The organism is Methyloversatilis sp. XJ19-49, assembly GCF_024580145.1.
Lineage (GTDB): Bacteria > Pseudomonadota > Gammaproteobacteria > Burkholderiales > Rhodocyclaceae > Methyloversatilis.
Map to the genome: position 1 here is coordinate 29862 of NZ_JANINI010000002.1, position 26551 is coordinate 56412.

Sequence of the window (26551 nt, forward strand, 5' to 3'; positions counted from 1 at the left end):
GGAATGCTTACTTGTACTTCGCGTCGATTTCCCAGACCGATTTCTGCACCAGCCGCTGCACCATGCCGTCCAGCGTGATGCCACCTTCCTGGCTGCTCGACACACCGAGTATGGAGGTGCCCTTGGCCCCGACTTCCATCTTCTCTTCGGTATAGCCCTGCGCGAGCTGTTCGGTGGTGTTTGCGTCGATGATCTTGTAGCGCATGCCGATGATCCACACGCCGGAGGCGGCGGCGGTCTCGACCGATCCGACCGCTTCACCGGCGGCGTAGCTGCCGCGGCTGCCGCCGAGAATGCCGATGATGTTGCCGATGGCCCGACCGCTGATGCCCTCCTTCGCGGCAGCGACCTGCTCCGCCTTCAGGATGTCGAACTTGACGACGTACTTGGTCGTCTTCAGCTTGCCCTTCTGCAGCATCTTGCGCGCCGAGTCGGGGTCGCCCATCGAGTAGGCCAACTGGAACTCGCCCAGCAGCGGACCGAGATCGGACCGCTCGAGCACCTTGAAATTGGCCTGCGACAGTTCGAGTTCGCCGAAGTCGGCGATGTTGTTGGACGCGAACTTCTGCGTGAAGGTCGCGTTGTTGCTCTTGATCTCGCCCGGCACGACGATGACGGTCGGCCCCTTCTTGTTCTTGTTGCTGTACTCGACAGCCTTGTACATCGCCTTGTCGGCGCTTTCGTTGGCCTTGTCGGAAGTGCTTGTACCGGCCGTCGGCGAGGCGCTCTCGAAGGTCGGTTGTGCGAAAGCCGGTGCCCCGATGCAGGCGAGTGCGACTGCGAGTGCCACCCTGTGGCGCAACTTCCCGTGGTTGATAGTCATGACATCCCTTTCATTTGGTCATACCGATCGATTGCACGCCGGTTCTGCGCCGGCTGGAGATGCTCGGGCCTGAAGGCCGTTGCCCCGTTGTCGACTTCCTACTTTCGTTTCTTGCCACGGCTCGACGCCGCGTTCGCGCAGTAGCCACCCAACAGCGTGCTCACCACGCCGTCGGCCTTTTCTTCCACGAGCGTACCGGCCATGGCCAGCGTGTCGCTGCCCGAATACGATTCGGCCGATGCCTGGGCATCGGACAGCAACGTACCGTCGGGCTTCAACAGCGCGAAGGCGATCGTCACGTAGACCTCGGGAATACGGACCACCGGATTCAGCATCGAGCGCGAGGCGATCGTGCCGCGCAGGATCAGCTGAGCACCCATCTTTTTCGAGGCGGCAAGCGCAGCGTCTGGATCGTTGCGGAAGTAGGCGTCCACCTCCGCCTGGGCGATATGGGCCGTGATTTCCTGCTGGGAATAAGTGCGGATGCCCTGCCTGACCAGGCGCTTGTTGATCGAATTGAAGTGCGGGCTGTAGCGGGCCTGGCTGGCGGTGATGCCCTCGCCGGTGCGCTCGCCCATGACGATCATGATCTTCTTGCGCTTGAGTTCGTCAAGACAGCCCGCCGGGAGCGACAGCGCCGTGTGCGAGGCCGTGCTGCGTTCTTCCTCTGCGCGTGCGTCCTTCTCGGCTTCTTCGGAAAAACTGAATGCGCCTGCCATCGACGCGACGGCAAGGAGCGTCACGCCACACAGCAGCCGGATGCCCCCATTGCGATAGCGCAGCACGACGTACCCCGACAGTCGAACACCGCCGGACTATAGCAAAAGGAGATCGGGGCGCCGCCCCTCCTTGCCGCATGATTCACGGCGGGTTGTTGCATAAGCCACAACAGCCGGTGCCGTGGTTGCGGCACCGGCAGCACGGATGTCAGGCCTTGACGCATTCCGCAATGAAGGACTTTCGTTCTTCGCCCTTGAGCGCCTTGTCGGTGGCTTCGGTGCGGCACTGCTTCTTGCGCTCCTTGAGCGCGCTGGCCTCGTCTGCAGTCAGCGTCGGTTTCGCGGCCGAACCCGACGACAGGCAGCCGCTCATGAAGCTGCGGCGTTCGTCACCCTTGAGTGCCTTTTCCTTCGCTTCGGCATTGCAGGCCTTCATCTTCTCCTGCTGCGGCCCCGCGATGGCGGCCGTCGACGAGACAAGCAGCAGGACGGCTGACAGGACGGTCAGCGCCGGGGGCAAGCGGTATGCGGACATGATGTACCTCCTCACGACAACAATGAATGAATATGCGGATCGACTGACAGAAGTCAGTCGATCCGCATGATATTCTGATGTCATCAAACAGGAAAGGTCTGTTTCAGCCCTCGTCGCCACCGAGCGCGCGACGCTGACGCTCGACGAATTCGAGCGTCGAGTCGATGCCGCGGAAGCGCAGGATAGTGACGCGAACGGCAGCCTCGACCAGCACGGCCAGATTGCGTCCGGCCGCCACCGGTATGACGACCTTGCGTATCTTCACGCCCAGGATGTCCATCACCTCGTTGTCGAGCGGCATGCGCGTGGCTTCAGGCAGACCGGTCACCTGCTTCTGCAGGTGCACGACCAGCTGCAGTTTCATTTTCCGCCGACAGGCGGTTTCGCCGAATACGGTGCGGATGTTCAGCACGCCAAGCCCACGGACCTCGAGAAAATCCTTCAGCAGTTCGGGGCAACGCCCTTCGAGCACGGTGGGTGCGATGCGCGAGATTTCCACGCAGTCGTCGGCAACCAGCCCGTGACCGCGCGAAATCAGTTCGAGTGCAAGTTCGCTCTTGCCGACGCCCGAATCACCGGTGATCAGCACGCCCATGCCCAGCACGTCCATCGATACGCCGTGCAACGTGGTCTGGTCGGCCAGTTCGCGCGCGAGATAGGCGCGCAGCTGGTCGATGACCGACGCTGCACTGCGTTGCGTGGTGATCAGGGGAATGCCATGTTCCGCGCAGCCGGCGCGAATGGTCGCCGGCGGCTGCGCGCCGTCGGCGACGATGAAGGCCGGCGGATGGGCTTCGAGCAGCGCGCCGACAATGTCCTCGACCTTGCGCGGACTGACGTTCTCGACCCACAGGATTTCCGGCACGCCGATGACCTGGATGCGCCGGGTGTGAATGGTATTCAGATGGCCCACCAGATCGGCGGGAGACAGGCCGATCTGGTCAGCAACGATCAGTGTGTTGCCGTCGCCGCACTGCCACTGCAGGCGAAGACGGTCGCGATTGTCCTCAAACAGCCGCGCGACGCTGAGCTTCCGCATGCACCGGTTGCCAGGTGGTGAAAAGAGTATGGATGGCAGCGGCGTCCGCTGCCTGAAGCAGCTGCTCGCGGAATGTCTTGTCTGCAAACATTTGTGCCAGCTCGGACAATATCTGCAGATGCAGCTCGGTTGCCTGCTCGGGCACCAGCAGCACAAACAGCAGATTGACCGGCCGACCGTCCGGCGCATCGAAGGCGACCGGCGTATCCAGCCGCACGAACCCGCCGATGGCTTCCTTCAGACCCTTGATGCGGCCATGCGGGATTGCAACACCCTGACCGAGGCCGGTGGAGCCGAGCTTTTCCCGAGCGAACAGGCTGTCGAACACCTGGCTGCGGGCGATACCCTGATGGTTCTCGAACAGCAGGCCGGCCTGTTCGAACACACGTTTCTTGCTGCTGGCCTCAAGGCCGATGCAGACATTCGAAACGGGCAACAGCTTGGCGATGAGCGTCATGTCAGGGGCTACTCCGAACACGCGGCGGGCGCGATCACCGGATTAACGGAAACCGCGCCGTGAAGTTGATTGCACTGCAACAAGACGTCGGATTATACGCTCGTGACAGACGGCAATCGTGTCATTCTGCCGCTTGGTGCTTGACCGACTCGCGCGTGTGCTCGTTCGATTTTTCCTTGTGTTTGAGCACCTGGCGATCGAGTTTGTCCATCAGGTTGTCGAGGGTGGCATACATGTCTTCACTTTCCGCTTCGACAAAGATGTCGCGGCCTCGCACGTGCAAGGTGACTTCCGCCTTCTGTCGCAACTTTTCGACCGTCAGAATCACGGAAACGCTTGTTACGTGGTCGAAATGGCGGATCACGCGTTCGAGCTTGGACTCGATGTAGTCGCGGATCGGCTGCGTCACTTCAAGATGATGGCCGGTGATGGTGAGGTTCATGCTGCCTCCTGTCGTTGCGGGACGGAATATGCGGGACGTTCCGGGCGTTCGTCATTGAACGCGTTAGATCGCCTTGCGCACGCTGACCGGCGGGATGTTGAGCGATTCGCGGTATTTGGCGATGGTGCGCCGCGCAACCACGATGCCCTGCTGACCCAGTATTTCCGCGATGCGCGAGTCCGACAACGGACGCTTGGCATCCTCGGCACCCACCAACTGGCGGATGAGTGCGCGGATTGCGGTGGCTGAGCAGGCCCCGCCGCTTTCGGTTGCCACATGGCTGCCGAAAAAATATTTCAGTTCGAACAGGCCGCGTGTCGTCGCCATGTACTTCTGCGACGTCACACGAGAAATGGTGGATTCATGAAGTTCCAGTGTCTCCGCGATCTCGCGCAGCGTAAGCGGCCGCATCGCAACTTCGCCGAATTCGAAGAACTGGCGCTGGCGCTCGACGATGGCCTGCGATACGCGCAGGATGGTGTCGAAGCGCTGCTGGACATTCTTGATCAGCCACTTGGCTTCCTGCAGCTGGCCGGACAGGCCGCTGCCGCGCTGACCCTGCAGGATTTCCGCATACAGCCGGTTGATGCGCAGGCGCGGCATGGCATCCGGATTGAGCAGCGCCGTCCATTGGCCGCGCACCTTGCGCACCACCACGTCGGGCACGATGTAGCGCGCATCGATCGGCGCGAACTGGGCACCCGGACGGGGATTGAGCGAACGGATCAGGTTCTGTGCGGCGCGCAGCAGTTCTTCATCGCAGCCGACCGCACGTCGGATCTTGGCAAAGTCACGCGCGGCCAGCAGATCGATGTGCTGATCGATGATGACGCGTGCAAGCGTCGACACTTCGTCGGTCGCCAGAAAGTTGAGCTGCATCAGCAGGCATTCGCGCGGGTCACGCGCCGCGACGCCAGGCGGGTCGAAGTTCTGCAACTGGCGCAGCGCGATCGACAGGTCGTCGAGGTCGATATCGGCCTCTTCCGGCAGCAGCTCGACCAGTTCGTCCAGACCCTGGTTCAGGTAGCCGTCATCATCGAGCGCTTCGATCAGCAGGCGGATCAGATAGCGGTCGCGCTCGCTCATCTGCGACAGCGCAAGCTGGCCGCAAAGGTGGTCCCTCAGAGAGGTACCGGCCGCTTGCACGTCCTGATAGTCGCCGTCGTCATCGTCGCCACCACTGCGCGTGCCGTAATTGCCGCCTTCGCCCGACCACTCTTCCATGTCGGCGCTGCCTGTGCCTTCCGGGGCACGCTCGTCGGCGCTGGCCTGGGTGCTTTCCTGCGGCGCATCACGCACCTCGACAACGCTCTCGGGCGGCGGCTGGAAGCTGGCGGTGGCATCCGGCTCGTCGCGCTCGAGCATCGGATTCTCATCGAGGAAACGTTCGATTTCCTGATTGAATTCGATGGTCGACAGCTGCAATAGCCGGATCGACTGTTGCAGCTGCGGTGTCAGCGCAAGATGCTGGGAAAGTTTGAGTTGCAGCGACTGCTTCATGGTGTGCAAATTTCGGCGGGCTACAGGCGGAAATGCTCGCCCAGATAGACCTTCCTGACACTTTCGTTATACACGATTTCGTCCGGCCGGCCGCTCGCCAGCACCTCGCCTTCGTTGATGATGTAAGCCCGGTCACAGATACCCAGCGTTTCCCGCACATTGTGGTCGGTGATCAGCACGCCGATGCCGCGCTCCTTCAGGAAGCGGATGGTTTTCTGGATGTCGATCACTGCAATCGGGTCCACACCGGCGAATGGTTCGTCCAGCAATATGAAGCGCGGCGACGTGGCCAGTGCGCGGGCAATCTCGACACGCCGCCGCTCGCCGCCCGACAGCGCCACGGCCGCGCTCTTGCGAAGGTGGGCAATGCCAAGTTCGCCCAGCAACTCTTCCAGCCGCGTCGCGCGCACCCGCGCATCCTTCTCGTTCAATTCCAGGATGGCGAGGATGTTCTCCTCGACGTCCAGCTTGCGGAACACCGAATTTTCCTGCGGCAGATAGGACAACCCCTGGAGCGCCCGCCGGTGTATCGGCAGGTGCGTCAGCCGCTCGCCATCGAGGTGGATCTCGCCGCCGTCGGCCGTGACCAGCCCGACGATCATGTAGAAACAGGTCGTCTTGCCGGCACCGTTCGGTCCCAGCAGTCCGATCACTTCGCCGCTGCCAACCTCGAAGGACACATCCTTCACGACCGGGCGCGATTTGTATTTCTTGCGCAGCCGCTCAACCTTGAGCCGGCTGGCACTCCGGTTTTCAGTCATCGTCGTCGGGTTGTTCGCGCAGTACCTTGCGTATGCTATCGGCAGAAAAGCCGCGTGATTGAAGAAATCTGGCCTGCCGCGCCCAGGCCTTTGCATCCTGCGGTGCGGCATCGAACCGGCGCGCCCATACGGCACGTGCGCGGACGGTTTCATCCTGTTCCAGTGCAGCCAGCGCGGCACCCGCGTCATCTTCCGGCACACCACGGAGTTTCAGTTCATGCTGCAGGCGACGCGCACCGAAGCGCGTTGCACGTGACGACACGAATTGTTCCGCAAAACGTGCATCCGAAACGAGGCCACATTCCTCGAAACGCGTCAGCAGCGCTGCAACATCGTCCTGGTTGCCGTCCTCCGACAGTTTTCGAACCAGTTCGGCGCGGCTGTGATCACGCCGCGCGAGCAGGCGCAGGGCCTTCTCGCGCAGGCTTGCGCTCACGCAGCCTCTTCCCGTCCGGCCACAACGACGACCATTTCGGGCATGCCGCAGGCCACGCGCACCTTGTTCTCGATCTCGCGTGCCATGACCGGATTGGCGCGCAGGAACTCACGCACGTTGTCCTTGCCCTGGCCGATGCGCTCGGTGCCGTAGGAATACCAGGCACCCGACTTCTCGATGAATTTGTGCAGCACGCCCAACTCGATGATTTCGCCCTCGCGCGAAATGCCCTCGCCGTACAGGATGTCGAATTCCGTCTGCTTGAACGGCGGCGCGACCTTGTTCTTCACCACCTTGACGCGGGTTTCCGAGCCGATCACTTCTTCGCCCTTCTTGATCGCACCGATGCGGCGGATGTCGAGACGAACCGAGGCGTAGAACTTCAGCGCATTGCCGCCCGTGGTGGTTTCCGGGTTGCCGAACATGACGCCGATCTTCATCCGGATCTGGTTGATGAAGATGACCATCGTGTTGGTGCGCTTGATGCTCGCCGTCAGCTTGCGCAGCGCCTGACTCATCAGGCGGGCCTGCAGGCCGGGCAGCGAATCGCCCATTTCGCCCTCGATTTCGGCCTTCGGCGTCAGCGCGGCGACCGAGTCGATGACGATCACGTCCACGCCGCCGGAACGCACCAGCATGTCGACGATTTCCAGCGCCTGCTCGCCGGTGTCCGGCTGGGAAATCAGCAGGTCGCTGACATTGACGCCAAGCTTCCCGGCGTACTGCACGTCGAGCGCATGTTCGGCGTCGATGAAGGCTGCCGTGCCGCCGATCTTCTGCATTTCGGCGATGACCTGCAGCGTCAGCGTGGTCTTGCCAGATGACTCCGGACCGTAGATTTCGACCACACGCCCGCGCGGCAGACCGCCGATTCCGAGCGCGATGTCCAGTCCGAGCGAACCGGTCGATACGGCCTGGATATCGTTTTCGAGCTGGCCGTCGCTCATGCGCATGATCGAGCCCTTGCCGAACTGCTTCTCAATCTGGGCCAGCGCTGCCGCGAGCGCCTTGGCCTTGCTGTCGTCCATGCGGGAATCCTTTCGTTTGCTTTCAGTCGATTATGGCACAGTTCTTGCCACGTGCTTTCAGGTCTGTACTGCCTGCAAAGCCAGCAGTACAGTCAGTGTATGACGTACGGATAGGCGGCGCACGGTTTCCCGGTCACCGTCGAAATGACGCGTTTCGCTGCGCTCGACACCGCCCTTCACGGCCCAGCCGAAGCACACCGTGCCGACCGGTTTGCCCGGTGTCGCACCACCCGGACCGGCAATGCCGGTCACCGACAGCGCGATCGTTGCAGCCGAGCGGGCCAGCGCGCCGTGCACCATGGCCAGCGCGACCGGTTCGCTGACTGCGCCGTGCGCGGCCAGCAGGTCGACCGGCACATCGAGCAGGCGCTGCTTGGCGACGTTCGAGTAGGTCACGAAACCGCAGTCGAACCAGGCCGAACTGCCGGCGGTGGCGGTCAGCACTTCGGCCACCCAGCCTCCGGTGCACGATTCCGCGCTGACGATGACATGCCCGGACGTGCGGCAGGCGGCGCCTACCGCGTCCGACAGCGCAGCGAATTCCTCGTCCATCATGCAAAACGCTCCAGCAGCAGCTTGCCCAGCGCCAGCGACACCATCGCGAACAGGGCCGCAATCAGGTCGTCCAGCATGACACCGAAGCCGTTCTTCATGTGGATATCGACCCAACGCGCCGGCGGCGGCTTGAAGATGTCGAACAGGCGGAACGCGAAGAAGGCCGCAAGCTGCCAGAAGAAGTCGGGCGGCGTCACCCACAGCACCAGCCAGAAGGCGACGATTTCGTCCCATACGATGGCACCGTGGTCGGGCACGCCGAGGTCGCGGCCGGTGCGCTGACAGGCGAGCGAACCGAGGATGAAGGCGATCAGCAGGAAGATGCCGAAGGCCGCGTCGGAAAACGACGGCTTGATCAGCAGATACAGGGGCCAGGCCGCCAGCGTGCCCCAGGTGCCGGACGCAAACGGCACCAGACCGCTGCCGAAGCCGCAGGCCAGCATGTGGGCCGGATGGGCCAGAAAGCCGAAGCCGGGTGGAACGGAGGTCTTGATCATCGCTTCAGGAAAAGTGGTCGTAGCCGCGGTGCGCGACCGGCAGTACGCAACCCTGCGCGTCGATCAGGCTGACATCGCCAGCGCGGCCGATGCACATCGCACCGATGCGGGTCAGCGGCAGCGACAGGGATTCGGACAGCTCGCGCAATGCATCGTGCGCGCTGCTTGGCGCGCAGAACAGCACTTCATAGTCGTCGCCGCCGGCCAGCAAGGCGCGGCGCACGGTCGCCTCGTCATCGCAGGCGGCCCGCAGCGCGGGCCAGGGCAAGGCTGCATCCTCGACCACGGCATGCAGGCCGCTGGCCGCTGCCACGTGACCCAGATCGGCCAGCAATCCGTCGGATATGTCGATGGCCGCACTCGCAACGCCCTGCAGGGCACTGCCCAGGGCCACCCGGGGCAGCGGCTTTTCCAGCGCAGCGATGCACTCGTCGCGACGCGCGTCCTTCAATCGCAAGCGGCCGAGCACGTCGGCCAGCCCCAGCGCAGCCCGGCCCGGCTGGCCGGACACCCAGATGTCGTCGCCGTCCCGCGCACCGCTGCGGCGCAGCGCATTGCCGGTCGCCACTTCGCCGAATGCCGTCACGCACAGCGTCAGCGGGCCGCGCGTCGTGTCACCACCGATCAGGTCGACACCATATATGTATGCACACTCGAAGAATCCGTCGGACAAGGCGGCCAGCCAGTCGTCGTCGACCTGCGGCAGCGACAGGGCGAGCGTGACCCAGCGCGGAGTGGCTCCCATGGCCGCGAGGTCGGAAAGATTGACCGCCAGCGTCTTCCAGCCGAGTCGGCGCGGATCGGTATCCGGAAGGAAGTGGGTGCCGCAAACCAGCATGTCGCTGGTGATGGCAAGTTCGCAACCTGGAGACGGACTGACCAGCGCACAGTCATCGCCCGGCCCGAGCGCCCCGCCACGCATCGGCCGGACGAAGTGGCGGCGGATCAGATCGAATTCCGGGCTCACCGGACTCACCGGAACAGCGACTATCGACGCGGACGGTTGCGTGCCGCCTCGACTTCTACCGCGCGCAATTGCGGCGCCAGCTTGTCGAGCACGCCATTGACGAACTTGTGGCCATCCGAGCCACCGAAATCCTTGGCCAGTTCGATCGCTTCGTTGATCACGACGCGGTAAGGCGTGTCGATCTGGTGCGCCAGCTCGAAGGTCGCCACCAGCAGGATGGCGTGTTCGACCGGCGACAGCTCGCCGACCGGCCGGTCGAGGTGACTGCCGAACTGGACGCGCAGTGCGTCAGCCTTGTCGTGCGCGCCATTGAGCAGCGCGCGGAACAACTTGCGGTCGACCTTCGTGAAGCCGTCGTCTTCGCTCAGGTGCGCGTCGATCGCAGGCAGGTCGTTGCCGGACAGCAACCACTGGTAAATGCCCTGTACCGCGAATTCACGGGCCAGACGGCGGCCCGATTTGCGCGGTGCGTCGGCGGCCTTGTTGTCGCCGGTATCGGAGGAGTTGTCCATGGATCAGTCTGTAAGTGTGGCGATCAGGCGGGCCATTTCGACCGCGGCGCGGGCGCAGTCGGCGCCCTTTTCGTGCATGCGGGCAAGCGCCTGGTCATCGTCTTCGGTGGTCAGCACGCCGTTGGCGATCGGCACGCCGGTCTTGAGCTGCACGTCGGACACGCCGCGCGCCATTTCGTTGGATACGATTTCGAAGTGGTAGGTCTCGCCGCGGACGACCGCACCGAGCGCGACCAGCGCGTCGTACTTGCCGGACAGTGCAAGCCTCTGAAGTACCAGCGGAAGTTCCAGCGCGCCGGGCACGCTCACGATCAGCGTATCGGCCGGCGCCACGCCCAGCGTGCGCAGTTCGGCGCAGCAGGCCGACAGCAGGCCGCTGCCGATGTCCGGATTGAAGCGGGCCATCGCAATGGCGACGCGCAGGCCCTTGCCGTCGAGATTTTCGGCGATTTCGGGAATGTCATTGAAGCGCGGCATGGAAGTTCTCGCTTGTTCGGTCAGTCAGTCAGGTAGCCGGCCAGTTCGAGATCGAAGCCGGCCATGCTCGGAATCTTGCGCGGGTTGGCCAGCAGCCGCATCTTGCGCACGTTCAGCGAGCGCAGGATCTGCGCACCGACACCGAAGGTGCGGGCGTCCCAGCGCGCGGCCGGTGCAGCGCCCGGATCATCGAGCAATCGGCGCAGATCGGCGTCGGTTTCGGTCCGGCGCAACATGACGATCACGCCGCAACCCGCATCGTTGATGATCTGCATCGTGCGGTCGATGCTGAAGCTGTGGCGCGGGCTGTCGCCGTCGAGGAAATCGAGCACCGAAATCGGCTCATGCACGCGCACCAGCGTTTCCGCGTCGGGGTCGATGTCGCCCTTGACCATGGCGAGATGGATTTCGCCGGTGGTCATGTCCTCGAAGCCGTGCAGCATGAAGCGGCCCCAGGCGCCGCTGACCTCGCGCCGCGACACTTCGCGCACCAGCGCCTCGGTGGCCGCGCGCCACGCGATCAGGTCGCGGATGGCGCCGATCTTCAGGCCGTGTTCCTGTGCGAAGTCGATCAGGTCCGGCAGGCGGGCCATCGTGCCGTCGTCCTTCAGGATTTCGCAGATCACGGCCGCCGGCTCAAGTCCGGCAAGATGGGCCAGATCGCAGCCGGCTTCGGTGTGGCCGGCGCGGATCAGCACGCCACCCTTCTGCGCGGTCAGCGGGAAGATGTGGCCCGGCATCACGATGTCGTCGGGTTTCGCGTTGCGTGCCACCGCGACCTGAATGGTGCGCGCGCGGTCATGCGCCGAAATGCCGGTGGTCACGCCGGTCGCCGCCTCGATCGACGCGGTGAAGGCGGTGCCGTGCGGCGTGCGGTTGTGCCGCACCATCTGTTCCAGCCCGAGCTGGCGGCAGCGCTCTTCGGTCAGCGTCAGGCACACCAGGCCGCGACAGTGCTTGACCATGAAATTGATCGCTTCCGGGGTGACGAATTCGGCCGCCAGCACCACATCGCCCTCGTTTTCGCGATCTTCCTCATCGACCAGGATGACCATGCGGCCGGCCTTGATGTCGGCGATGATGTCCTGCACAGGTGCCAGTGCGCTCATGCGTTGTCCCCAGCAACCATCATGCGCTCCGCGTAGCGGGCGATCAGGTCGATTTCCAGATTGACGCGGCTGCCGGCCGAGAGCGCGCGCAAGGTCGTGACGGCGACGGTGTGCGGAATCAGATTGATCGAAAACTCGCAGCCCTCGTCGATATCGGTCACGCGATTGATCGTCAGGCTGACGCCCTGCACGGTGATCGAGCCCTTGCGCGCGATGTAGCGCGCCAGCGATGGCGGCGCGACGATGACCAGTTCGTGCGATTCGCCGATCCGGGTGAAGCTGCGGACGACGCCCACGCCATCGACGTGACCGCTGACCAGATGGCCGCCCAGCCGGTCCGACAGGCGCAGCGCCTTTTCCAGATTGACCTCACCCGGCGCGTCCAGCCCGACCGTACAGGCCAGCGTTTCCTTCGACACGTCGAACAGCGCATGACGACCGTCGATGCCGACCACGGTCAGGCAGACGCCGTTGTTGGCGATGGAATCGCCGACGATGACGTCGTCGAGCCCGAGGCCATCGGTATCGACAGTCAGACGGACGCCCTGCTCAAGCGGGGCGATATGGGTGATGCGGCCGGTGGCGGCCACGATGCCGGAAAACATGGGGAGAGGACGTGAGCTGCGAAGGAAAGCGGATTTTACGCGATCAGCGCGGGCCGCTGGCGGCGATCGCGCGACCCAGCGTCGACGAGAAGAGACCGGCCGGCACGAAACCCACCACGCGCGTCCCGGCAATCTCCTGTCCCGACCGGTCGAAGAACAGGATGCCGGGCGGCCCGAACAGCCCGAATCGCTTCAGCAGCGCCTGGTGTTCGGCGGAATTGGCGGTCACGTCGGCCTTCAGCAGCGTCATGCCCGCCATCTGCGCCGCAACCTGCGGGTCGCTGAACGTGAAACGTTCCATTTCCTTGCAGCTGACGCACCAGTCGGCATAGAAATCGAGCATGACCGGCGCCGTGGCCGCCGCCAGACGAGCATCCAGCTCGGCCGTGCTGCCGACCGGCTGGAACGCAGGTTGCGCGGACGACGTTGCGGCCCCGCCGCGCAGCACGGCCAGTGGCTGCAGTACGTCGCGCGAGCCGGCCGCCGCGCCGATCAGCAGGCTGGAACCGGCCAGCAACGCGATCACACCGACGCCCTTCCACAGCTTGTGCCAGCCGCCGGCATGCACCGGCAGCGGGTCGAGCGCGTGCAGATAGATGCTGGAAGCGATCAGCAGCACGGCCCACGCCAGCATGGTCACCAGGCCGGGCAGCACCGGCGAGGCGATCCAGATGGCGGTCGCGAGCAACAGCACGCCGAAGAAGCGTTTCACGCCTTCCATCCAGGGCCCGGTGTGCGGCAGCAGCGAACGCGACGCCACACCGACCGCGATCAGCGGCACGCCCATGCCGAGCGCCATGGCGAACAGCGCCAGCCCCCCGAGCACGGCGTCGCCGCTCTGCGCGATGTACAGCAGCGCGCCGGCCAGCGGTGCCGCCACACAGGGGCCGACGATCAGGGCCGACGCCGCCCCCATCAGCAGCAGGCCGCCGATCGAGCCGCGCTGGTGGTTGGCCGTGTCGGACAGGCGCGACTGCAGGGCGGTCGGCAGTTGCAGTTCGTAGAAGCCGAACATCGACAGCGACAGCACGACGAACACCAGCGCAAAGCCGCCCAGCACCCAGGCGTTCTGCAGCGCAGCCGACAGCAGGGTCCCGGACAGACCCGCCGCCACGCCGGCCAGCGCATAGGTCGCGGCCATGCCCAGCACGTAGGCCGCCGACAGCGCGAAGGCGCGGGTGCGCGAAATGTGTGCGCCGTGGCCGACGATGATGCCGGACAGGATGGGCACCATGGGCAGCACGCAGGGCGTGAAGCTCAGCAGCAGCCCGAAACCGAGGAAACTCACCGCAATCAGCCACAGATTTCCGCTGCGCATCAGGCTGGCGACCATCGACGATTCGTCGCCAGCCGATGCGGCAGACGGAAGGGGCTGTGGCGCCAGCGCAGGCGCTGCCGGTTCCGCCGCCGGCTCGCTGCGCCCGCCCAGCCCGCGCAGGCGGTCGAGCACCGACGCACCAGCCGCCTCGTCGAACCCGGCCGCATTCACCTGCACCCCCGGGTTGGCCGGATCCAGCACCAGTGTCTGTTCGGACGGCGGATAGCAGATGCCGGCGTCGGCGCAGCCCTGCGAACGCACGGTCAGCGTGATCGGCGTTTCCGGAGTGGAGCCGAGCGGCAGCCGGATCGGCAGCACGCCGCGGTGCACCTCGACGTCGCCGAAGATTTCGTCCTTCTTCATTTTCCCGGGCGGGATGTCGGCCTGGCCGAGCGCCGCCTGCTCGGCCGCAAAGCCCAGCTTGTCGCGATACAGGTAATAGCCGTCGGCGATGTCGAAGCGCACTTCGACTGTCGTCGCATCGACCACCGTGGCCGACAGCCGGAACGCCTGCTCGAGCGGCAACAGCGCGGGTTCGGCCCGTGCAAAAGCGCTGACGGACAAGGTCAGCGCGAGGCAAAGCATGCGAAACAAACGGGGCAGCATCGGGATCATCGGTGGCGCTTCAGGGGCGGACGGAACATGGGTGGGGATAATCATGCATCAGGCGCTCGGAGCAGCGGGTCGGGTGCACTCACCGACCCAGGTCAGGTATTCATCCAGCCCGCGCTCGACCGGCACGGCAATGATTTCGGGCAGTTCGTATGGATGGGCGGCGCGCAATGCAGCCGCCAGCGCATCGTAGGCGGCTGCGCTCGTCTTGATGGTCAGCGGTACTTCCTGCGCGTCCTCGACCACGCCCTGCCACCGGTAGATGGACCGGACCGGCGCACCGATGCTGACACAGGCGGCAAGCCCGCGCTCCACCAGATCGCGCGTGATGCGCGTGGCCGTGGCTTCGTCGGGCAGCGTGGTCAGCACCAGCAGCATGCGAACGTCGCTCATAGTCCGGCTGGCGCGGTGGCGCGCCACCAGCGTTCGATCAGCAGGCGCAGCACGTGCAGCCGGCCGTGGAAGAAGTGGTCAGCTTCGCCCAGCACGCTGACCGGCAGGTTCTGCGGCGCGGCCCAGGCCAGCACGTGCGCCAGCGGCACGACCTGATCGCGCTCGCCATGGATCACCAGCGCATCGTCGCGCACCGGACCCGGAGCGTAATGACGGATGCCCTCGACCGTTCCGGCCGCCAGCCCGACCAGCACCATGCCGGCCACCGGCTCGCCGCGGGCAGCAAGCGCATCGGCCAACCGGGTCGTCACGTAGGCGCCGAAGGAAAAACCGGCGACTATGACCGGCAGAGTGCCGAAGCGCACCCGTGCATGGTCGATCACCGCCAGCTGGTCATCGGTTTCGCCGCGCCCCTCGTCGTGCGTGCCCTCCGTCCGGCCGACGCCGCGGAACTGTGCGCGCAGCGCGACGCACCCCAGTTCGCGCAGGGCGCGCGCCACCGTGAGCACCACCTTGTTGTCCATCGTGCCGCCGTACAGCGGATGAGGATGTCCGACCAGCGCAATCGCACGCGGCGCGCCGTCCGGCAGTTCGGTCAGCGTTTCGATTGCGCCGACCGGGCCGGCGATCATGCTGCGTTCGGACTGTATGCGTGTGTTCATCAGACTTTCAGCCGCTCGACCACGCGGTCATTGACCAGATGTTCTTCGATGATCTCGTCGATGTCTTCCTGATCGACGTAGGTGTACCAGACCGCTTCCGGGTATATGACCATGACCGGTCCTTCGCTGCAGCGGTCAAGGCAGCCCGCCATGTTGACGCGTGCCTTGCCTTCGCCCGACAGGCCGAGCGCCTTGACGCGCTTCTTGGCGTAGTCGCGCAGCCCGGCCGCGCCCAGGCTGTTGCAGCACTGCTCGCCTTCGGACCGCTGGTTGCAGCAGAAAAACACATGGTGCTTGAAGTGGCTCATCGGCCGGCCTCCGGATAGGTAAGGAGTCGTATGTGGACGGTCGTCAGACCCTGATTATCGGTGATCGTGGGCGGCATGTCGGCTGCGCCCTTCGCGTGCCTGCAGCGCCATCAGGTAAGGCAGGGCGAAATACGGCCACAGCGCCGACGCCAGCCGCGTCAGGCCGCTGAAGTTGAAGAAGTGTCCGGCCCGCCAAGCATCCGACACCGCAGACGGATAAGGGTTGTCCGGCGCGAGATTCACCATCGCCACGCCCGCCAGCAGCGCCAGTGCAGCCAGCGCGAAACGCAGCGTGGCCGGGAGCCAGAGCACCAGGCCCAGCGCCAGCGCCCCGGCCACGAGACCGACCAGCGCGCCGGGCGTGGCCCACAGCCAGGCGCCGCCGCCGGGTACCAGCACCGCACCCGACCCCGTCTTGACGACCAGCGCGATGACGAAGCCGCTGGCCAGCAACCACAGGCTGCGTGCGCGCATGCTGTGCCAGCCGATCACGCCGACGCCCACCATGGCGCAGACGCAGGCACCGATCTCGACCGCACGGTAGCGGCGTTCGGTGAAATCGACCGGCGCCGGCAGGCCGAACAGGTCGCGCAGGTCACCCAGACCGAACAGCGGCGTGTCCGGATCGATCTGCGCCACCCACCACAGACACAGCAGCACCAGCGCGATGTCGCCGGTGTGGCCGCGCACGATACGCCGGGTGCGCCAGCGGGCCAGCGCGCCGCCATCATTGAGCACACCGCCCCAGCGCCAGCCGATCAGCGCGCCGATCGCGGCACCGAGCAGGTTCGAGACCACGTCCAGATTCGACGGCACACGGGTCGGCAGGTAGTGCTGCAGCATTTCCAGGCTGATCGACAGCCCGGCCGCCAGCACGATCGCCAGCAGCAGCGCCGGCGAGCGGCGCAGCCGCGGCGCCACAGCCGGCACCAGCAGGAAGCCGAGCGGCAGGTATCCCAGCGCATTGGCAACCACGTCGAAGCGCGTCCAGTAGCGCGGCCACGGCGCGGTCAGGAAATCGAGCAGGTGGTCGCCGGCGTCGCGGAACTCGCCGAGCGGGTGCAGGCTGGCGTAGGCGATCAGCAGCGCCCACGCGATGGCAAGGTGGCGCGCCAGCTGGGTGGTGTGCGGGCCGGATCGCGTCATGCCAGCAACGCGGCCAGTGCGACGTAGCGCGCGCCCTTGCCCAGCCCCATCATCAGCGCGCTGCGCCAGGGCGGCAGGCGCAGCCAGCCGGCCGCGACGCACAGTGCATCGCCGACGAACGGCGTCCATGCCAGCAGCAGCACCGGCGTGCCATGCCGGCGCACGAATTCGAGCCGCTCCGGCAGCGCCCGCCCGGGAACCAGCCGCCCCATCCAGTAACCTGCCATGCCGCCGGCCGTATTGCCCAGGGTGGCGAGCAGCACGGCCGCAACACGCTGTTCCGGATGTGCCGTGACGACCGCCATGAACATCGGCTCGGAGCCGACCGGCAGTATCGTTGCCGCGAGGAAGCTGGCGATGAACAGGCCGCCCAGGCTCGCTTCGGCGCCGGGCATCCAGTCGATCATGGCGAAGCGGCGCGCGCGCACGGCATTTGCCGGCAGAGCGCGCGCGCTGCTAGGCTTGCGCCCCTGCGCGCCGGCCATTCCCGCGACGGCGCGCGCAAGGCTGTATCCCCATCATGCACATCGACTACCTCGAAAAGATCCTGAACGCGCAAGTGTACGACGTGGCGATCGAAACGCCGCTCGATCTCGCCCCGAACCTGTCGCGGCGCATCGGCAACACCGTGCTGTTCAAGCGCGAAGACATGCAGCCGGTGTTCTCATTCAAGCTGCGCGGCGCCTACAACAAGCTGGCCAACATGACGCCCGAGGCGCGCGCGAGAGGCGTCATCTGTGCCTCGGCCGGCAACCACGCTCAGGGCGTGGCGCTGTCGGCGGCGAAGCTGGGCTGCCGCGCGGTCATCGTCATGCCGACGACGACGCCGCGCATCAAGGTCGATGCGGTCGCGGCACGCGGCGGCGAGGTGGTGCTGGCGGGCGAATCCTACGACGAAGCCTACGCGCATGCGCGCACGCTCGAAGCGGAACAGGGCCTGACCTTCGTGCATCCCTTCGACGATCCGGACGTGATCGCCGGTCAGGGCACGATAGGCGTCGAAATCCTGCGCCAGCATCCGAAACCGATCGACGCGGTATTTTGCTGCGTGGGCGGCGGCGGGCTGGTGGCCGGTGTCGCCGCATATATAAAGCGGCTGCGGCCGAACACCCGCATCATCGGCGTCGAAGCGTCGGACGCCGACGCGATGGCGCAGTCGCTGGCGGCCGGCCGGCGCATCCAGCTCGACAGCGTCGGGCTGTTCGCCGACGGCGCGGCCGTAAAGCTGGTCGGCGAAGAAACTTTCCGGCTGGCGCAGCAGTATGTCGACGAAATGGTGCTGGTCGATACCGACGCCATCTGCGCGGCGATCAAGGACGTGTTCGAAGACACGCGCTCGATTCTCGAACCGGCCGGCGCGCTCGCGGTGGCCGGCGCCAAGGCCTGGGTCGCGAAGAACAACGTGAAGGGCGCGACGCTGGTGGCGATCGCCTCCGGTGCCAACATGAACTTCGACCGTCTGCGCTTCGTCGCCGAGCGCGCCGAAATCGGCGAGTCACGCGAAGCGGTGCTGGCGGTCACGCTGCCGGAGCGGCCGGGCGCGTACCGCGAGCTGGTCGCGCTGTTCGGGCGGCGCAACATCACCGAACTGAATTACCGCTACAAGGACGCGAAAGAGGCGCACGCCTTCGTCGGCGTGCAGGTGTCGGGGCGCGACGAGGCCGCCGAGCTGGTGCGCCATCTGGTGGCGAACGGCTATCCCGCGCTCGACCTGACCGATGACGAACTGGCCAAGCTGCACGTGCGCTACATGGTCGGCGGGCGCAGCCCGGAGGCGGGCCAGGAACAGGTGTACCGCTTCGAGTTTCCGGAGCGTCCGGGCGCACTGATGAAATTCCTGGAAGCGATGAGCCGCGACTGGAACATCAGCCTGTTCCATTATCGCAACCACGGCGCAGACTACGGCCGCGTGCTGGTGGGCATGCAGGTGCCGGCGTGCGATCGGGCGGCGTTGCAGACCTTTCTCGACACACTGGGCTATGCCTACCGGGACGAAACTGACAACCCGGCCTACAAGCTCTTCCTCGGATGAAACCTTCGCTGTTCGCACGGCTGCTGGCGCTGATGTGCGGCGCACTGACCAGCGCCGCCGCACTGGCCGGCCCGCTCGCCTACATCACGAACCAGGGCTCGCACGACGTCAGCGTGGTCGACCTCGAAGCGTCGCGCGTGATCGCCGCATTGCCGGCCGGCAAGTCACCGGCCGGCGTGTGGGTCAGCGAAGCGGCCGGCAAGGCCTTCATCAGCAGCCCGGACAGTGCGACCATCACCGTCATCGATCTGGCGACGCGTCAGGTCACCGGCAGCTTCCCGGCCGGCAAGAGCCCGGTCGGCATCACGGTGACGCCGGACGGCCGCCGCCTGCTGGTGGCGGACTGGTTTTCGCACCGCGTGCTGGTGTTCGACGCCGCCACACACGCCGCGCTGGGCGAGATCGCGGTCGGCAACGCACCGGCCGGACTGGTCGCCTCGCCCGACAGTCGTATGGCCTGGGTGGCCAATCGCGACGACAACGCAGTCGGCGAGCTCGACCTCGCGCAGATGAAGCAGGTGTCGACGATTGCGGTCGGCAACCATCCGTTCGCACTGGAACTGTCGGCCGACGGGCGCACGCTGTACGCGCTGAACGTGTGGAGCAATGACGTGTCGGTGGTGGACATCGCGCAGCAGCGCACCGTGGCGACGCTGCCGGTCGGCAAGGGACCGTACGGCATCGCGTTTTCGGACGACGGCGCGCGCGCCTATGTGACCAATCAGCAGGGCGACAGCGTATCGGTCATCGACACCGCGCAACGTCAGGTCATCGCGACCTGGCCTTCGGTCGTTTATCCCGAGGGCGTTGCGGTGACCGGCAATACACTGCTGGTCGTCAGCTGGATGGACGATCTGGTCGGCGTGTTCGACGCGCAGACCGGTGCGGCGCGCGGCACCATCAATCTGGGCCGCAACCCGCGCGGCTTCGGCCGCTTCATCCACCGGTCGCCGCCCGCTCATTGATCGCTGCGCCGCCTGCGGCTATTGTCGCGACCTTTGCAACAACCGTTTTTGACAACCGAGGAGACACCATGCGCGCAGTTTCGGCGTTCATCATCATGCTGGCCGCATCCCTTGCCGCCACCTTCGCACACGCCCACGGCCCGACGCGCCAGAAGGCGTTTGAATCGATCACGATCAAGGCCAGCCCGGACGCGGTATGGGCCAGAGTGAGCGATTTCACCCAACTGCAGAGCTGGCATCCGGCGGTCGAAAGCAGCACCGCCACCAACGGCAGCACCGTCGGTTCGGTCCGCACGCTGAAGCTCAAGGGCGGCGGTGAAGTCATCGAAACGCTGGAATCCATCGACCCGGCCGCGAAGAAGTTTTCCTATCGCGCCAAGGATGGCGGCGCCCTGCCGGTCACCAACTACAGCTCCAACATGACGGTGAAGGCCGGAGAAGGCGGCACTGCAGTGGTGGAATGGCGCGGCGCCTTCTACCGCAAGTACATGAACAACGATCCGCCGAAGGGCGAGGACGACGAAGCCGCACTGAGTGCCATCACCGGCGTCTACAAGAGCGGCCTGGAAAACCTGAAGGCATTGCTTGAAAAGTAGGCGGTCAGGATGACGCGAAAGCCGGCGCCTGCGCCGGCTTTTTTTCGCCCGTCGCTCAGCGGTAGGGCCCGAACACTCCCGCTTCGGTGACGATCCAGTCCATCGGAATGTCGTGCGGCTGCGGGTCGAGATCGTCGAGTCGTCCGTCCTCGATGGCGATGCCGACGGCGCGCGGCGCGGGCGTGAGCGCTGCCAGCGTGCGGTCGAAGTGGCCGGCGCCGTAACCGAGCCTGAACCCGCGCGCGTCGAAACCATTGCAAGGGATCAGCAGCAGCGCCGGCACCACCGACGGGCCCTCCACCGGATAAGGAATGCCGTAACGATCGGTCGCCATCAGGCTTTCAGGTGTCCAGCGACGGAAGGTCATCGGCTGGCCCTTTTCCCCGACCACCGGCAGTGCGGCCCAGCGCATGGCATCGCCGGCCAGCCAGTCGCGCACGAGGGCCAGCGCATCGAACTCGCCGCGGTAGGGCCAGGTGAAACCGATCGAGGCAGGTGCGAGCCGCGCCAGCAGCGCCTCCAGATGACAAGCGATGTCGGCATGCCATGGAGCCAGCGCGGTCGCCGGCATGGCTTCGCGCCGGCTGACCAGCGACAGGCGAAGTGTGCGCCGTCGGGCGCGATCGTCGGGAACATTCACGTGCGGGCGGTATCATGAGTATCAGCAAGCAAAAACGATAGCAGATGCCCACGCACTTCCACCCCGGCGCGCACATCCGGTGCGCCCTACGTCACCTCATGCTGGCGCTCGTGCTGCTCGCACCTGCTGCGCAGGCCAATGGTGACGCCGCCTTCATCGCGGCGCGCGATGCATTTTCCGCCGGCAACCGGCAGGCTTTCGAGCGCCATGCCGAAGGATTGCAGTCGCACATTCTGACGTCCTACATCGACTATTACAGGCTGCGCCTCGATCTCGACCGCGCCGCGCCCGACCGCGTCGCCGCCTTCCTCGAACAGCACGCCGGTACGCTCGTTGCTCAGCGCCTGCGTTCGGACTGGCTGCGCCAGCTCGCGAAAGCCGAACAGTGGAGCGACTATCGTGCTGAGTATGCACTGCTGCCGCAAAGCTCGCCGACACCCGAGGCCGATCTGCGCTGTCACGCGCTGCGCGCCCGGCTCGATGCCGCCGAACAGGCCGCGCTCGCCGACGCCAAGCTGCTGTGGGCGACGATGGACGAGCCGCCCTCGGCCTGCCTGCCCGTCTTTGCCGCGCTGTTCGATGCCGGCCGCCTGACCGAGGACGAGGTGTGGCTGCGCGCGCGACGTCACATGGAATTGCGCCGCCCCGGCCTGGCACGCAGCACGCTCGCCTTGCTGCCGGCGTCCGCCCAGCCGCCGTCCAGCGCACTGGACGACATCGTCAGCAACCCGAAGCGCTGGCTCGATCGCCAGCCGGCCAACTTCTCGATCACCCGACGCGGCCGCGAACTGGCGCTGATGGCCATCGCACGGCGTGCGCGCGGCGACGTGCGCGGCGCGGAACGGAGTCTGGAAGTGATCGCTGCCCGTTTCAGCGCAGAAGAGCGTGGATACGCTTTCGAGCAACTCGGCTGGCAGGGTGGGCAGCAACACGATACGCGCGCGGTGCAGTGGTGCCGGTCGGCCGATGATGCGTTGCAGGGCGAAGAAGCACTGGCGTGGTGCGCGCGCGCCGCACTGCGCGCGACGAACTGGAAGCTGCTGCGCGACATCATCGGCCGAATGCCGCAGGCGCTGGCCGAAAAGCCCGAGTGGATCTACTGGGACGGCCGGGCGCGCAGCGCGACCGGACACGTCGATCAGGCGCATGCCGCGTGGCGGCGCATTGCCGGCGAGCCGCACTTCTATGGCCTGCTGGCGGCCGAGGAACTGGACCAGCCTCACCGACTGCCGCCGCAGGCCACCGCCCCGTCCGTCGATGAAATACGCCGCGCCGAGGCAACGCCGGCAATCGCTCGCGCGCTCAAGCTGTTCGAGCTCGACCTGCGCACCGAGGCGGTACGCGAGTGGAACTGGGCCATCCGCGATGCCGATGACCGCGCCCTGCTCACCGCGGCGCACGTCGCGCTGCGCCACAAATTGTGGGACCGCGCCATCAACAGCGCCGACCGTACGACGCTGGAACACGACTATTCGCTGCGCTACCTGTCACCGATGCGCAGCGATGTCGAACCACATGTGCGCGCCCGCTCGCTCGATCTGAGCTGGGTGTACGGACTGATGCGGCAGGAAAGCCGCTTCATCACGCGCGCGAAATCTTCCGCTGGCGCGCAGGGCCTGATGCAGGTGATGCCGGCGACCGGCCAGTGGGTGGCGAAGAAGATCGGGCTGAACGGCTACAAGCCCTCCCAGATCGCCGACCCGGACACGAACCTGCTGCTCGGTACCAGCTACATGCGTCTGGTGCTGGACAGCCTGGACGATCACCCGGTACTCGCAAGCGCCGGCTACAACGCCGGCCCCGGACGGGCCAAGAAGTGGCGCGCCGCCAGGCCGCTCGAAGGCGCGATCTACGCGGAAACCATCCCTTTCAACGAAACGCGCGACTACGTGAAGAAAGTGATGGCCAACGCAGTGCTGTACAGCCTGGTGTTCGGGTTGCCGGACAGCCCCGGACTCAAGCAGCGTCTCGGCACCATACAGCCGGGCCCGGGCGCGCTGCCGGATGATCCGATATAAGAGTGCGCCCGCGATGGATCGCGCCGGGATCTGCCGGCACACGCCTTGATCCCGGTCACGCATGCCCCCGCAGCGACGCTGGTAGCATGTTCGCCGTTGTTCAACCAGAGTGATCTCGATGTCCCTTTCCACAGTTCTCCTGATCGGCGGCAGCGGTTTCATCGGCAGCCACGTTGCCGGCCTGCTTGCCGAGCGCAATATCCGCGTCATCGTGCCGACGCGCCGGCGCGACCGCGCGAAGCATCTCATCCTGCTGCCCACGGTCGATGTGGTCGAAGCCGACGTACACGATGCCGCCACGCTGAACCGCCTGATGCAGGGCGCCGATGCCGTGGTGAATCTGGTCGGCATCCTGCATTCGCGCATCGGCAGCCCTTGGGGTGCAGACTTCGAACGCGCTCACGTCGCGTTGCCCCGCGCCGTCGCCGCGGCAGCCAAGGCCGCTGGCGTGCCGCGCATGGTGCAGGTCAGCGCACTGGGCGCGGCGGCAGACGCGCCATCCGAGTACCAGCGTTCGAAGGCCGCCGGTGAAGACGCCGTCCGCGCCAGCGGACTCGAATGGACGATATTCCGGCCTTCGCTGGTGTTCGGCGACGGCGAATGCTTCCTGCGCCTGTTCGCGGGGCTGCTGAAGCTGTTTCCGGTGATGCCGCTGGCCGGCGCCGACACGCGCTATCAACCTGTGGATGTTCGAGACGTGGCGCGCTGCATCGTGCATGCGCTCGACAGCGACGACAGCATCGGTCAGGTGTATCCGCTGTGCGGACCCAAGGTGTACACGATGCGCGAACTGGTGCAGCTGACCGGCCGCACCATCGGCCGCGATCCGTGCGTCATCGGCCTGCCCGGGCCGCTGGCATCGCTGCAGGCGCTGGCGCTCGAACTGGCGCCGGGCCCGACGCTGATGTCGCGTGACAACCTGCGTTCGATGAGCGTCGACAATGTGTGCGACGCCGGCTGCACGCTGCCGTTCGGCTTCGCGCCGGCGCTGCTGGAAAGCGAGATCGGCCGCTGCCTGGCCGACTTCACGCCAACCGACCGCTTCGAGCGCGCGCGCTCGAAGGCACGCAGATAGCATGCGCATCTACCGCGTCGGCGGCTCGGTTCGTGACGAGCTGATGCGGCTGCCGGCCGGTGACCGCGACTGGGTCGTGGTGGGCGCCACACCGGACGACATGCGGGCCGCCGGCTACATGCCGGTCGGCCGCGACTTTCCGGTCTTCCTGCATCCCGACACGCACGAGGAATACGCGCTGGCGCGCACCGAGCGCAAGACCGCGCCCGGCTACCGCGGCTTCGTGTTCCACGCCGATGCATCGGTCACGCTGGAAGAGGATCTGCAGCGGCGCGACCTGACGATCAATGCGATCGCGCGGGCCGATGACGGCACGCTGATCGATCCGTGCAACGGTCGGGCCGACATCGAGGCGCGCGTGCTGCGTCATGTCGGCCCCGCCTTTTCCGAAGACCCGGTGCGCATCCTGCGGCTGGCCCGCTTCGCCGCCCGCTTCGTCGATTTCACCATCGCACCGGAAACGCTGGCGCTGTTGCGCGGCATGGTGGAGGCGGGCGAAGCCCGCGCCCTCGTTGCCGAACGCGTGTGGCAGGAACTGTCGCGCGGCCTGATGGAAGCGCGACCTTCACGCATGCTCGAGGTGCTGCGCGATTGCGGCGCACTGGCTGTCGTGCTGCCCGAGGTCGATGCGCTGTTCGGCGTGCCTCAGCCGGAAAAGCATCATCCGGAAATCGATACCGGCATCCACCTGCTGCAGTGTCTGGACTGGGCCGCCGGCCACCAGGCGTCATTGTCGACTCGCTGGGCGCTGCTTGCACACGATCTGGGCAAGGGCACGACGCCGCGCGAAGAATGGCCACGCCACATCGCCCATGAGGCGCGCAGCGTGAAGCTGGCGCACGCGCTGGCCGAGCGCCTGCGCGTGCCGACCGACATCGCCGACATCGGACGGCTGGTGGCGCAGGAGCACACCAACATCCACCGCGCCGCCGAGCTGCGTGCCGACACGCTGGTGAAACTGCTGGAGCGGCTTGACGTGATGCGCAAGCCGGAGCGGCTGACCGACATGCTGCTTGCCTGCGAAGCCGACCAGCGCAGCCGGCCCGGCTTCGATGCGGCGGGCTACCCGCAGGCCGACATCGTGCGCAGGGCAGCGGCCGCGTTCAGGGCGGTCGATGCGGGCGCCATTGCGCGATCGATGGCCGAAAAGGGCAGGACGGGGTCGCCGGACAGCGGACCCGCCATCGCGCGCGAGGTGCAGGCGGCGCGCATCGCCGCCGTGGCGGCTGCTCGCGCGGCCGACTGAGCACTCAGCCGGCGGGTTTCGCGTCGTCCCACAGCGACGCAATCGCCGGTGTGGGCGTGCCGAGGCCGAAGTGGCGATAGATCGCCGCGGTGACGATGCGTCCGCGCGGCGTGCGCTGCAGATAACCCTGCTGGATCAGATACGGTTCGATCACGTCTTCTATCGTGTCGCGTGACTCGCCGACCGCGGCGGCGAGGTTGTCCACGCCGACCGGGCCGCCATCGAACTTGTCGATCACGGCGCCGAGCAGCTTGCGGTCCATCATGTCCAGACCGAGGCTGTCGACGTCGAGCATGGTCAGCGCGGCATCCGCCACTTCGCGTGAAATGGCGCCGTCGGCCTTCACCTGGGCGTAGTCACGGCAGCGGCGCAGCAGGCGGTTGGCGATGCGTGGTGTGCCGCGCGAGCGACGCGCAATTTCGACGCTGCCGGCGTCATCCATCGGACAGTCGAGCAGGCGCGCCGAACGTCGCACGATCAGTGCCAGTTCGTCGGCGGTGTAGAACTCGAGCCGCGCCACGATGCCGAAGCGGTCGCGCAGCGGATTGGTCAGCATGCCGGCGCGCGTCGTGGCGCCGACCAGCGTGAACGGCGGCAGATCAAGCTTGATTGAGCGCGCCGCCGGGCCTTCGCCGATCATGATGTCGATCTGGAAATCTTCCAGCGCCGGGTACAGGATCTCTTCCACCACCGGGCTCAGGCGGTGGATTTCGTCGATGAACAGTACGTCATTCGGTTCGAGGTTGCTCAGGATCGCCGCGAGGTCGCCGGCCCGTTCGAGCACCGGGCCGGACGTCTGACGCAGGCTCACGCCCATTTCGGCGGCAACGATGTGCGCCAGCGTGGTCTTGCCCAGACCGGGCGGACCGAACAGGAGCACATGATCGAGTGGCTCGCGCCGCGCGCGCGCCGCGGCGACGAAAATATCGAGCTGTTCGCGGATCTTGACCTGACCGATGTATTCATCGAGCCGCTTCGGGCGCAGCGCGCGCTCCAGCGCGTCTTCCTTCACGTCGGCCGGCGCCGCCGACACCAGACGTTCGGCGGCTGCCTGAAGCGGATCGGTATGGATCATGGC

At 66.0% G+C, this 26551-nt stretch carries 31 protein-coding genes; 6 read left to right on the forward strand and 25 right to left on the reverse strand.

The window, feature by feature from the left end:
• Positions 1–7 precede the first annotated feature (7 nt).
• The 23 genes from NMQ16_RS02680 to NMQ16_RS02790 form a co-directional block, all read right to left on the reverse strand.
• Positions 8–823, reverse strand: coding sequence for a hypothetical protein (locus NMQ16_RS02680; RefSeq protein WP_257078943.1), 816 nt, complete (start codon positions 821–823; stop codon positions 8–10).
• Between the two features lie 98 nt (positions 824–921).
• On the reverse strand, positions 922–1608 hold the full coding sequence (locus NMQ16_RS02685) for a hypothetical protein (protein WP_257078944.1): 687 nt from the start codon (positions 1606–1608) through the stop codon (positions 922–924).
• A gap of 142 nt (positions 1609–1750) precedes the next feature.
• On the reverse strand, positions 1751–2077 hold the full coding sequence (locus tag NMQ16_RS02690) for a PsiF family protein (RefSeq protein WP_257078945.1): 327 nt from the start codon (positions 2075–2077) through the stop codon (positions 1751–1753).
• A gap of 103 nt (positions 2078–2180) precedes the next feature.
• Positions 2181–3116: an HPr(Ser) kinase/phosphatase gene (hprK, locus tag NMQ16_RS02695; RefSeq protein WP_257078946.1), complete on the reverse strand. Its 936-nt coding sequence runs from the start codon at positions 3114–3116 to the stop codon at positions 2181–2183.
• On the reverse strand, positions 3085–3573 hold the full coding sequence (gene ptsN / locus NMQ16_RS02700) for a PTS IIA-like nitrogen regulatory protein PtsN (RefSeq protein WP_257078947.1): 489 nt from the start codon (positions 3571–3573) through the stop codon (positions 3085–3087). Before ptsN ends, hprK begins: the two co-directional genes overlap by 32 nt.
• 121 nt (positions 3574–3694) lie before the next feature.
• On the reverse strand, positions 3695–4015 hold the full coding sequence (hpf, locus tag NMQ16_RS02705) for a ribosome hibernation-promoting factor, HPF/YfiA family (protein ID WP_069038663.1): 321 nt from the start codon (positions 4013–4015) through the stop codon (positions 3695–3697).
• A gap of 63 nt (positions 4016–4078) precedes the next feature.
• Positions 4079–5515, reverse strand: coding sequence for an RNA polymerase factor sigma-54 (locus NMQ16_RS02710; RefSeq protein WP_257078948.1), 1437 nt, complete (start codon positions 5513–5515; stop codon positions 4079–4081).
• A 20-nt stretch (positions 5516–5535) separates the two neighbouring features.
• Complete coding sequence (lptB, locus tag NMQ16_RS02715) at positions 5536–6276, reverse strand: LPS export ABC transporter ATP-binding protein (protein ID WP_257078949.1); 741 nt, start codon at positions 6274–6276, stop codon at positions 5536–5538.
• Positions 6269–6712, reverse strand: coding sequence for a recombination regulator RecX (recX, locus tag NMQ16_RS02720; protein ID WP_257078950.1), 444 nt, complete (start codon positions 6710–6712; stop codon positions 6269–6271). Before recX ends, lptB begins: the two co-directional genes overlap by 8 nt.
• A complete protein-coding gene (gene recA, locus NMQ16_RS02725; RefSeq protein WP_257078951.1) occupies positions 6709–7740 on the reverse strand; it encodes a recombinase RecA in 1032 nt (343 codons plus the stop codon). Before recA ends, recX begins: the two co-directional genes overlap by 4 nt.
• Positions 7741–7797: 57 nt before the next feature.
• Positions 7798–8292, reverse strand: coding sequence for a CinA family protein (locus NMQ16_RS02730; protein WP_257079289.1), 495 nt, complete (start codon positions 8290–8292; stop codon positions 7798–7800).
• Positions 8292–8738, reverse strand: a complete 447-nt coding sequence (locus tag NMQ16_RS02735) for a phosphatidylglycerophosphatase A (RefSeq protein ID WP_257079290.1) — start codon at positions 8736–8738, stop codon at positions 8292–8294. The genes NMQ16_RS02730 and NMQ16_RS02735 overlap by 1 nt, the downstream gene beginning before the upstream one ends.
• A gap of 58 nt (positions 8739–8796) precedes the next feature.
• On the reverse strand, positions 8797–9759 hold the full coding sequence (thiL, locus tag NMQ16_RS02740; RefSeq protein WP_257078952.1) for a thiamine-phosphate kinase: 963 nt from the start codon (positions 9757–9759) through the stop codon (positions 8797–8799).
• 20 nt (positions 9760–9779) lie between these two features.
• Complete coding sequence (nusB, locus tag NMQ16_RS02745) at positions 9780–10271, reverse strand: transcription antitermination factor NusB (RefSeq protein ID WP_257078953.1); 492 nt, start codon at positions 10269–10271, stop codon at positions 9780–9782.
• A 3-nt stretch (positions 10272–10274) separates the two neighbouring features.
• Positions 10275–10748 (reverse strand): 6,7-dimethyl-8-ribityllumazine synthase, encoded by a 474-nt coding sequence (gene ribH, locus NMQ16_RS02750; protein ID WP_257078954.1) that lies wholly within the window; start codon positions 10746–10748, stop codon positions 10275–10277.
• A 20-nt stretch (positions 10749–10768) separates the two neighbouring features.
• Positions 10769–11857: a bifunctional 3,4-dihydroxy-2-butanone-4-phosphate synthase/GTP cyclohydrolase II gene (gene ribBA / locus NMQ16_RS02755; protein ID WP_257078955.1), complete on the reverse strand. Its 1089-nt coding sequence runs from the start codon at positions 11855–11857 to the stop codon at positions 10769–10771.
• The gene (locus NMQ16_RS02760; RefSeq protein WP_257078956.1) at positions 11854–12462 is read right to left on the reverse strand and encodes a riboflavin synthase; all 609 of its coding nucleotides are present in this window, start codon (positions 12460–12462) and stop codon (positions 11854–11856) included. The genes ribBA and NMQ16_RS02760 overlap by 4 nt, the downstream gene beginning before the upstream one ends.
• 43 nt (positions 12463–12505) lie before the next feature.
• Positions 12506–14386 (reverse strand): protein-disulfide reductase DsbD, encoded by a 1881-nt coding sequence (gene dsbD / locus NMQ16_RS02765; protein WP_257078957.1) that lies wholly within the window; start codon positions 14384–14386, stop codon positions 12506–12508.
• Positions 14387–14443: 57 nt separating this feature from the next.
• Positions 14444–14785: a divalent-cation tolerance protein CutA gene (gene cutA / locus NMQ16_RS02770; RefSeq protein ID WP_257078958.1), complete on the reverse strand. Its 342-nt coding sequence runs from the start codon at positions 14783–14785 to the stop codon at positions 14444–14446.
• A complete protein-coding gene (locus NMQ16_RS02775) occupies positions 14782–15447 on the reverse strand; it encodes an alpha/beta hydrolase (protein ID WP_257078959.1) in 666 nt (221 codons plus the stop codon). The genes cutA and NMQ16_RS02775 overlap by 4 nt, the downstream gene beginning before the upstream one ends.
• Positions 15447–15755 (reverse strand): ferredoxin, encoded by a 309-nt coding sequence (locus tag NMQ16_RS02780; protein ID WP_257078960.1) that lies wholly within the window; start codon positions 15753–15755, stop codon positions 15447–15449. Before NMQ16_RS02780 ends, NMQ16_RS02775 begins: the two co-directional genes overlap by 1 nt.
• Positions 15756–15809: 54 nt before the next feature.
• Complete coding sequence (locus NMQ16_RS02785) at positions 15810–16901, reverse strand: VanZ family protein (RefSeq protein ID WP_257078961.1); 1092 nt, start codon at positions 16899–16901, stop codon at positions 15810–15812.
• Positions 16898–17305 (reverse strand): YqaA family protein, encoded by a 408-nt coding sequence (locus NMQ16_RS02790; RefSeq protein ID WP_257079291.1) that lies wholly within the window; start codon positions 17303–17305, stop codon positions 16898–16900. The genes NMQ16_RS02785 and NMQ16_RS02790 overlap by 4 nt, the downstream gene beginning before the upstream one ends.
• A gap of 116 nt (positions 17306–17421) precedes the next feature.
• Between NMQ16_RS02790 and ilvA the strand changes: the two genes are divergently transcribed.
• From ilvA to NMQ16_RS02805, 3 genes are all read left to right on the forward strand, one after another.
• Positions 17422–18933 (forward strand): threonine ammonia-lyase, biosynthetic, encoded by a 1512-nt coding sequence (gene ilvA / locus NMQ16_RS02795; protein ID WP_257078962.1) that lies wholly within the window; start codon positions 17422–17424, stop codon positions 18931–18933.
• Positions 18930–19898 (forward strand): beta-propeller fold lactonase family protein, encoded by a 969-nt coding sequence (locus NMQ16_RS02800; protein ID WP_257078963.1) that lies wholly within the window; start codon positions 18930–18932, stop codon positions 19896–19898. The genes ilvA and NMQ16_RS02800 overlap by 4 nt, the downstream gene beginning before the upstream one ends.
• 68 nt (positions 19899–19966) lie before the next feature.
• Complete coding sequence (locus NMQ16_RS02805) at positions 19967–20494, forward strand: SRPBCC family protein (RefSeq protein WP_257078964.1); 528 nt, start codon at positions 19967–19969, stop codon at positions 20492–20494.
• A 55-nt stretch (positions 20495–20549) separates the two neighbouring features.
• On the opposite strand, the gene NMQ16_RS02810 is transcribed toward NMQ16_RS02805, so the two are convergent.
• Positions 20550–21134 carry a 5-formyltetrahydrofolate cyclo-ligase gene (locus tag NMQ16_RS02810; protein ID WP_257078965.1) on the reverse strand — a complete coding sequence of 195 codons (585 nt, stop codon included), beginning with the start codon at positions 21132–21134 and terminating at the stop codon, positions 20550–20552.
• Between the two features lie 44 nt (positions 21135–21178).
• Here NMQ16_RS02810 and NMQ16_RS02815 point away from each other — a divergent pair, with 44 nt between their 5' ends.
• From NMQ16_RS02815 to NMQ16_RS02825, 3 genes are all read left to right on the forward strand, one after another.
• The gene (locus tag NMQ16_RS02815) at positions 21179–23152 is read left to right on the forward strand and encodes a lytic transglycosylase domain-containing protein (RefSeq protein WP_257078966.1); all 1974 of its coding nucleotides are present in this window, start codon (positions 21179–21181) and stop codon (positions 23150–23152) included.
• Between the two features lie 118 nt (positions 23153–23270).
• Complete coding sequence (locus NMQ16_RS02820) at positions 23271–24227, forward strand: complex I NDUFA9 subunit family protein (protein ID WP_257078967.1); 957 nt, start codon at positions 23271–23273, stop codon at positions 24225–24227.
• A 1-nt stretch (position 24228) separates the two neighbouring features.
• Positions 24229–25473, forward strand: a complete 1245-nt coding sequence (locus NMQ16_RS02825) for a multifunctional CCA addition/repair protein (protein ID WP_257078968.1) — start codon at positions 24229–24231, stop codon at positions 25471–25473.
• Positions 25474–25477: 4 nt separating this feature from the next.
• On the opposite strand, the gene ruvB is transcribed toward NMQ16_RS02825, so the two are convergent.
• Entirely contained in the window at positions 25478–26548 is a 1071-nt protein-coding gene (ruvB, locus tag NMQ16_RS02830; RefSeq protein WP_257078969.1) for a Holliday junction branch migration DNA helicase RuvB, read from the reverse strand.
• Between the last annotated feature and the right edge of the window lie 3 nt (positions 26549–26551).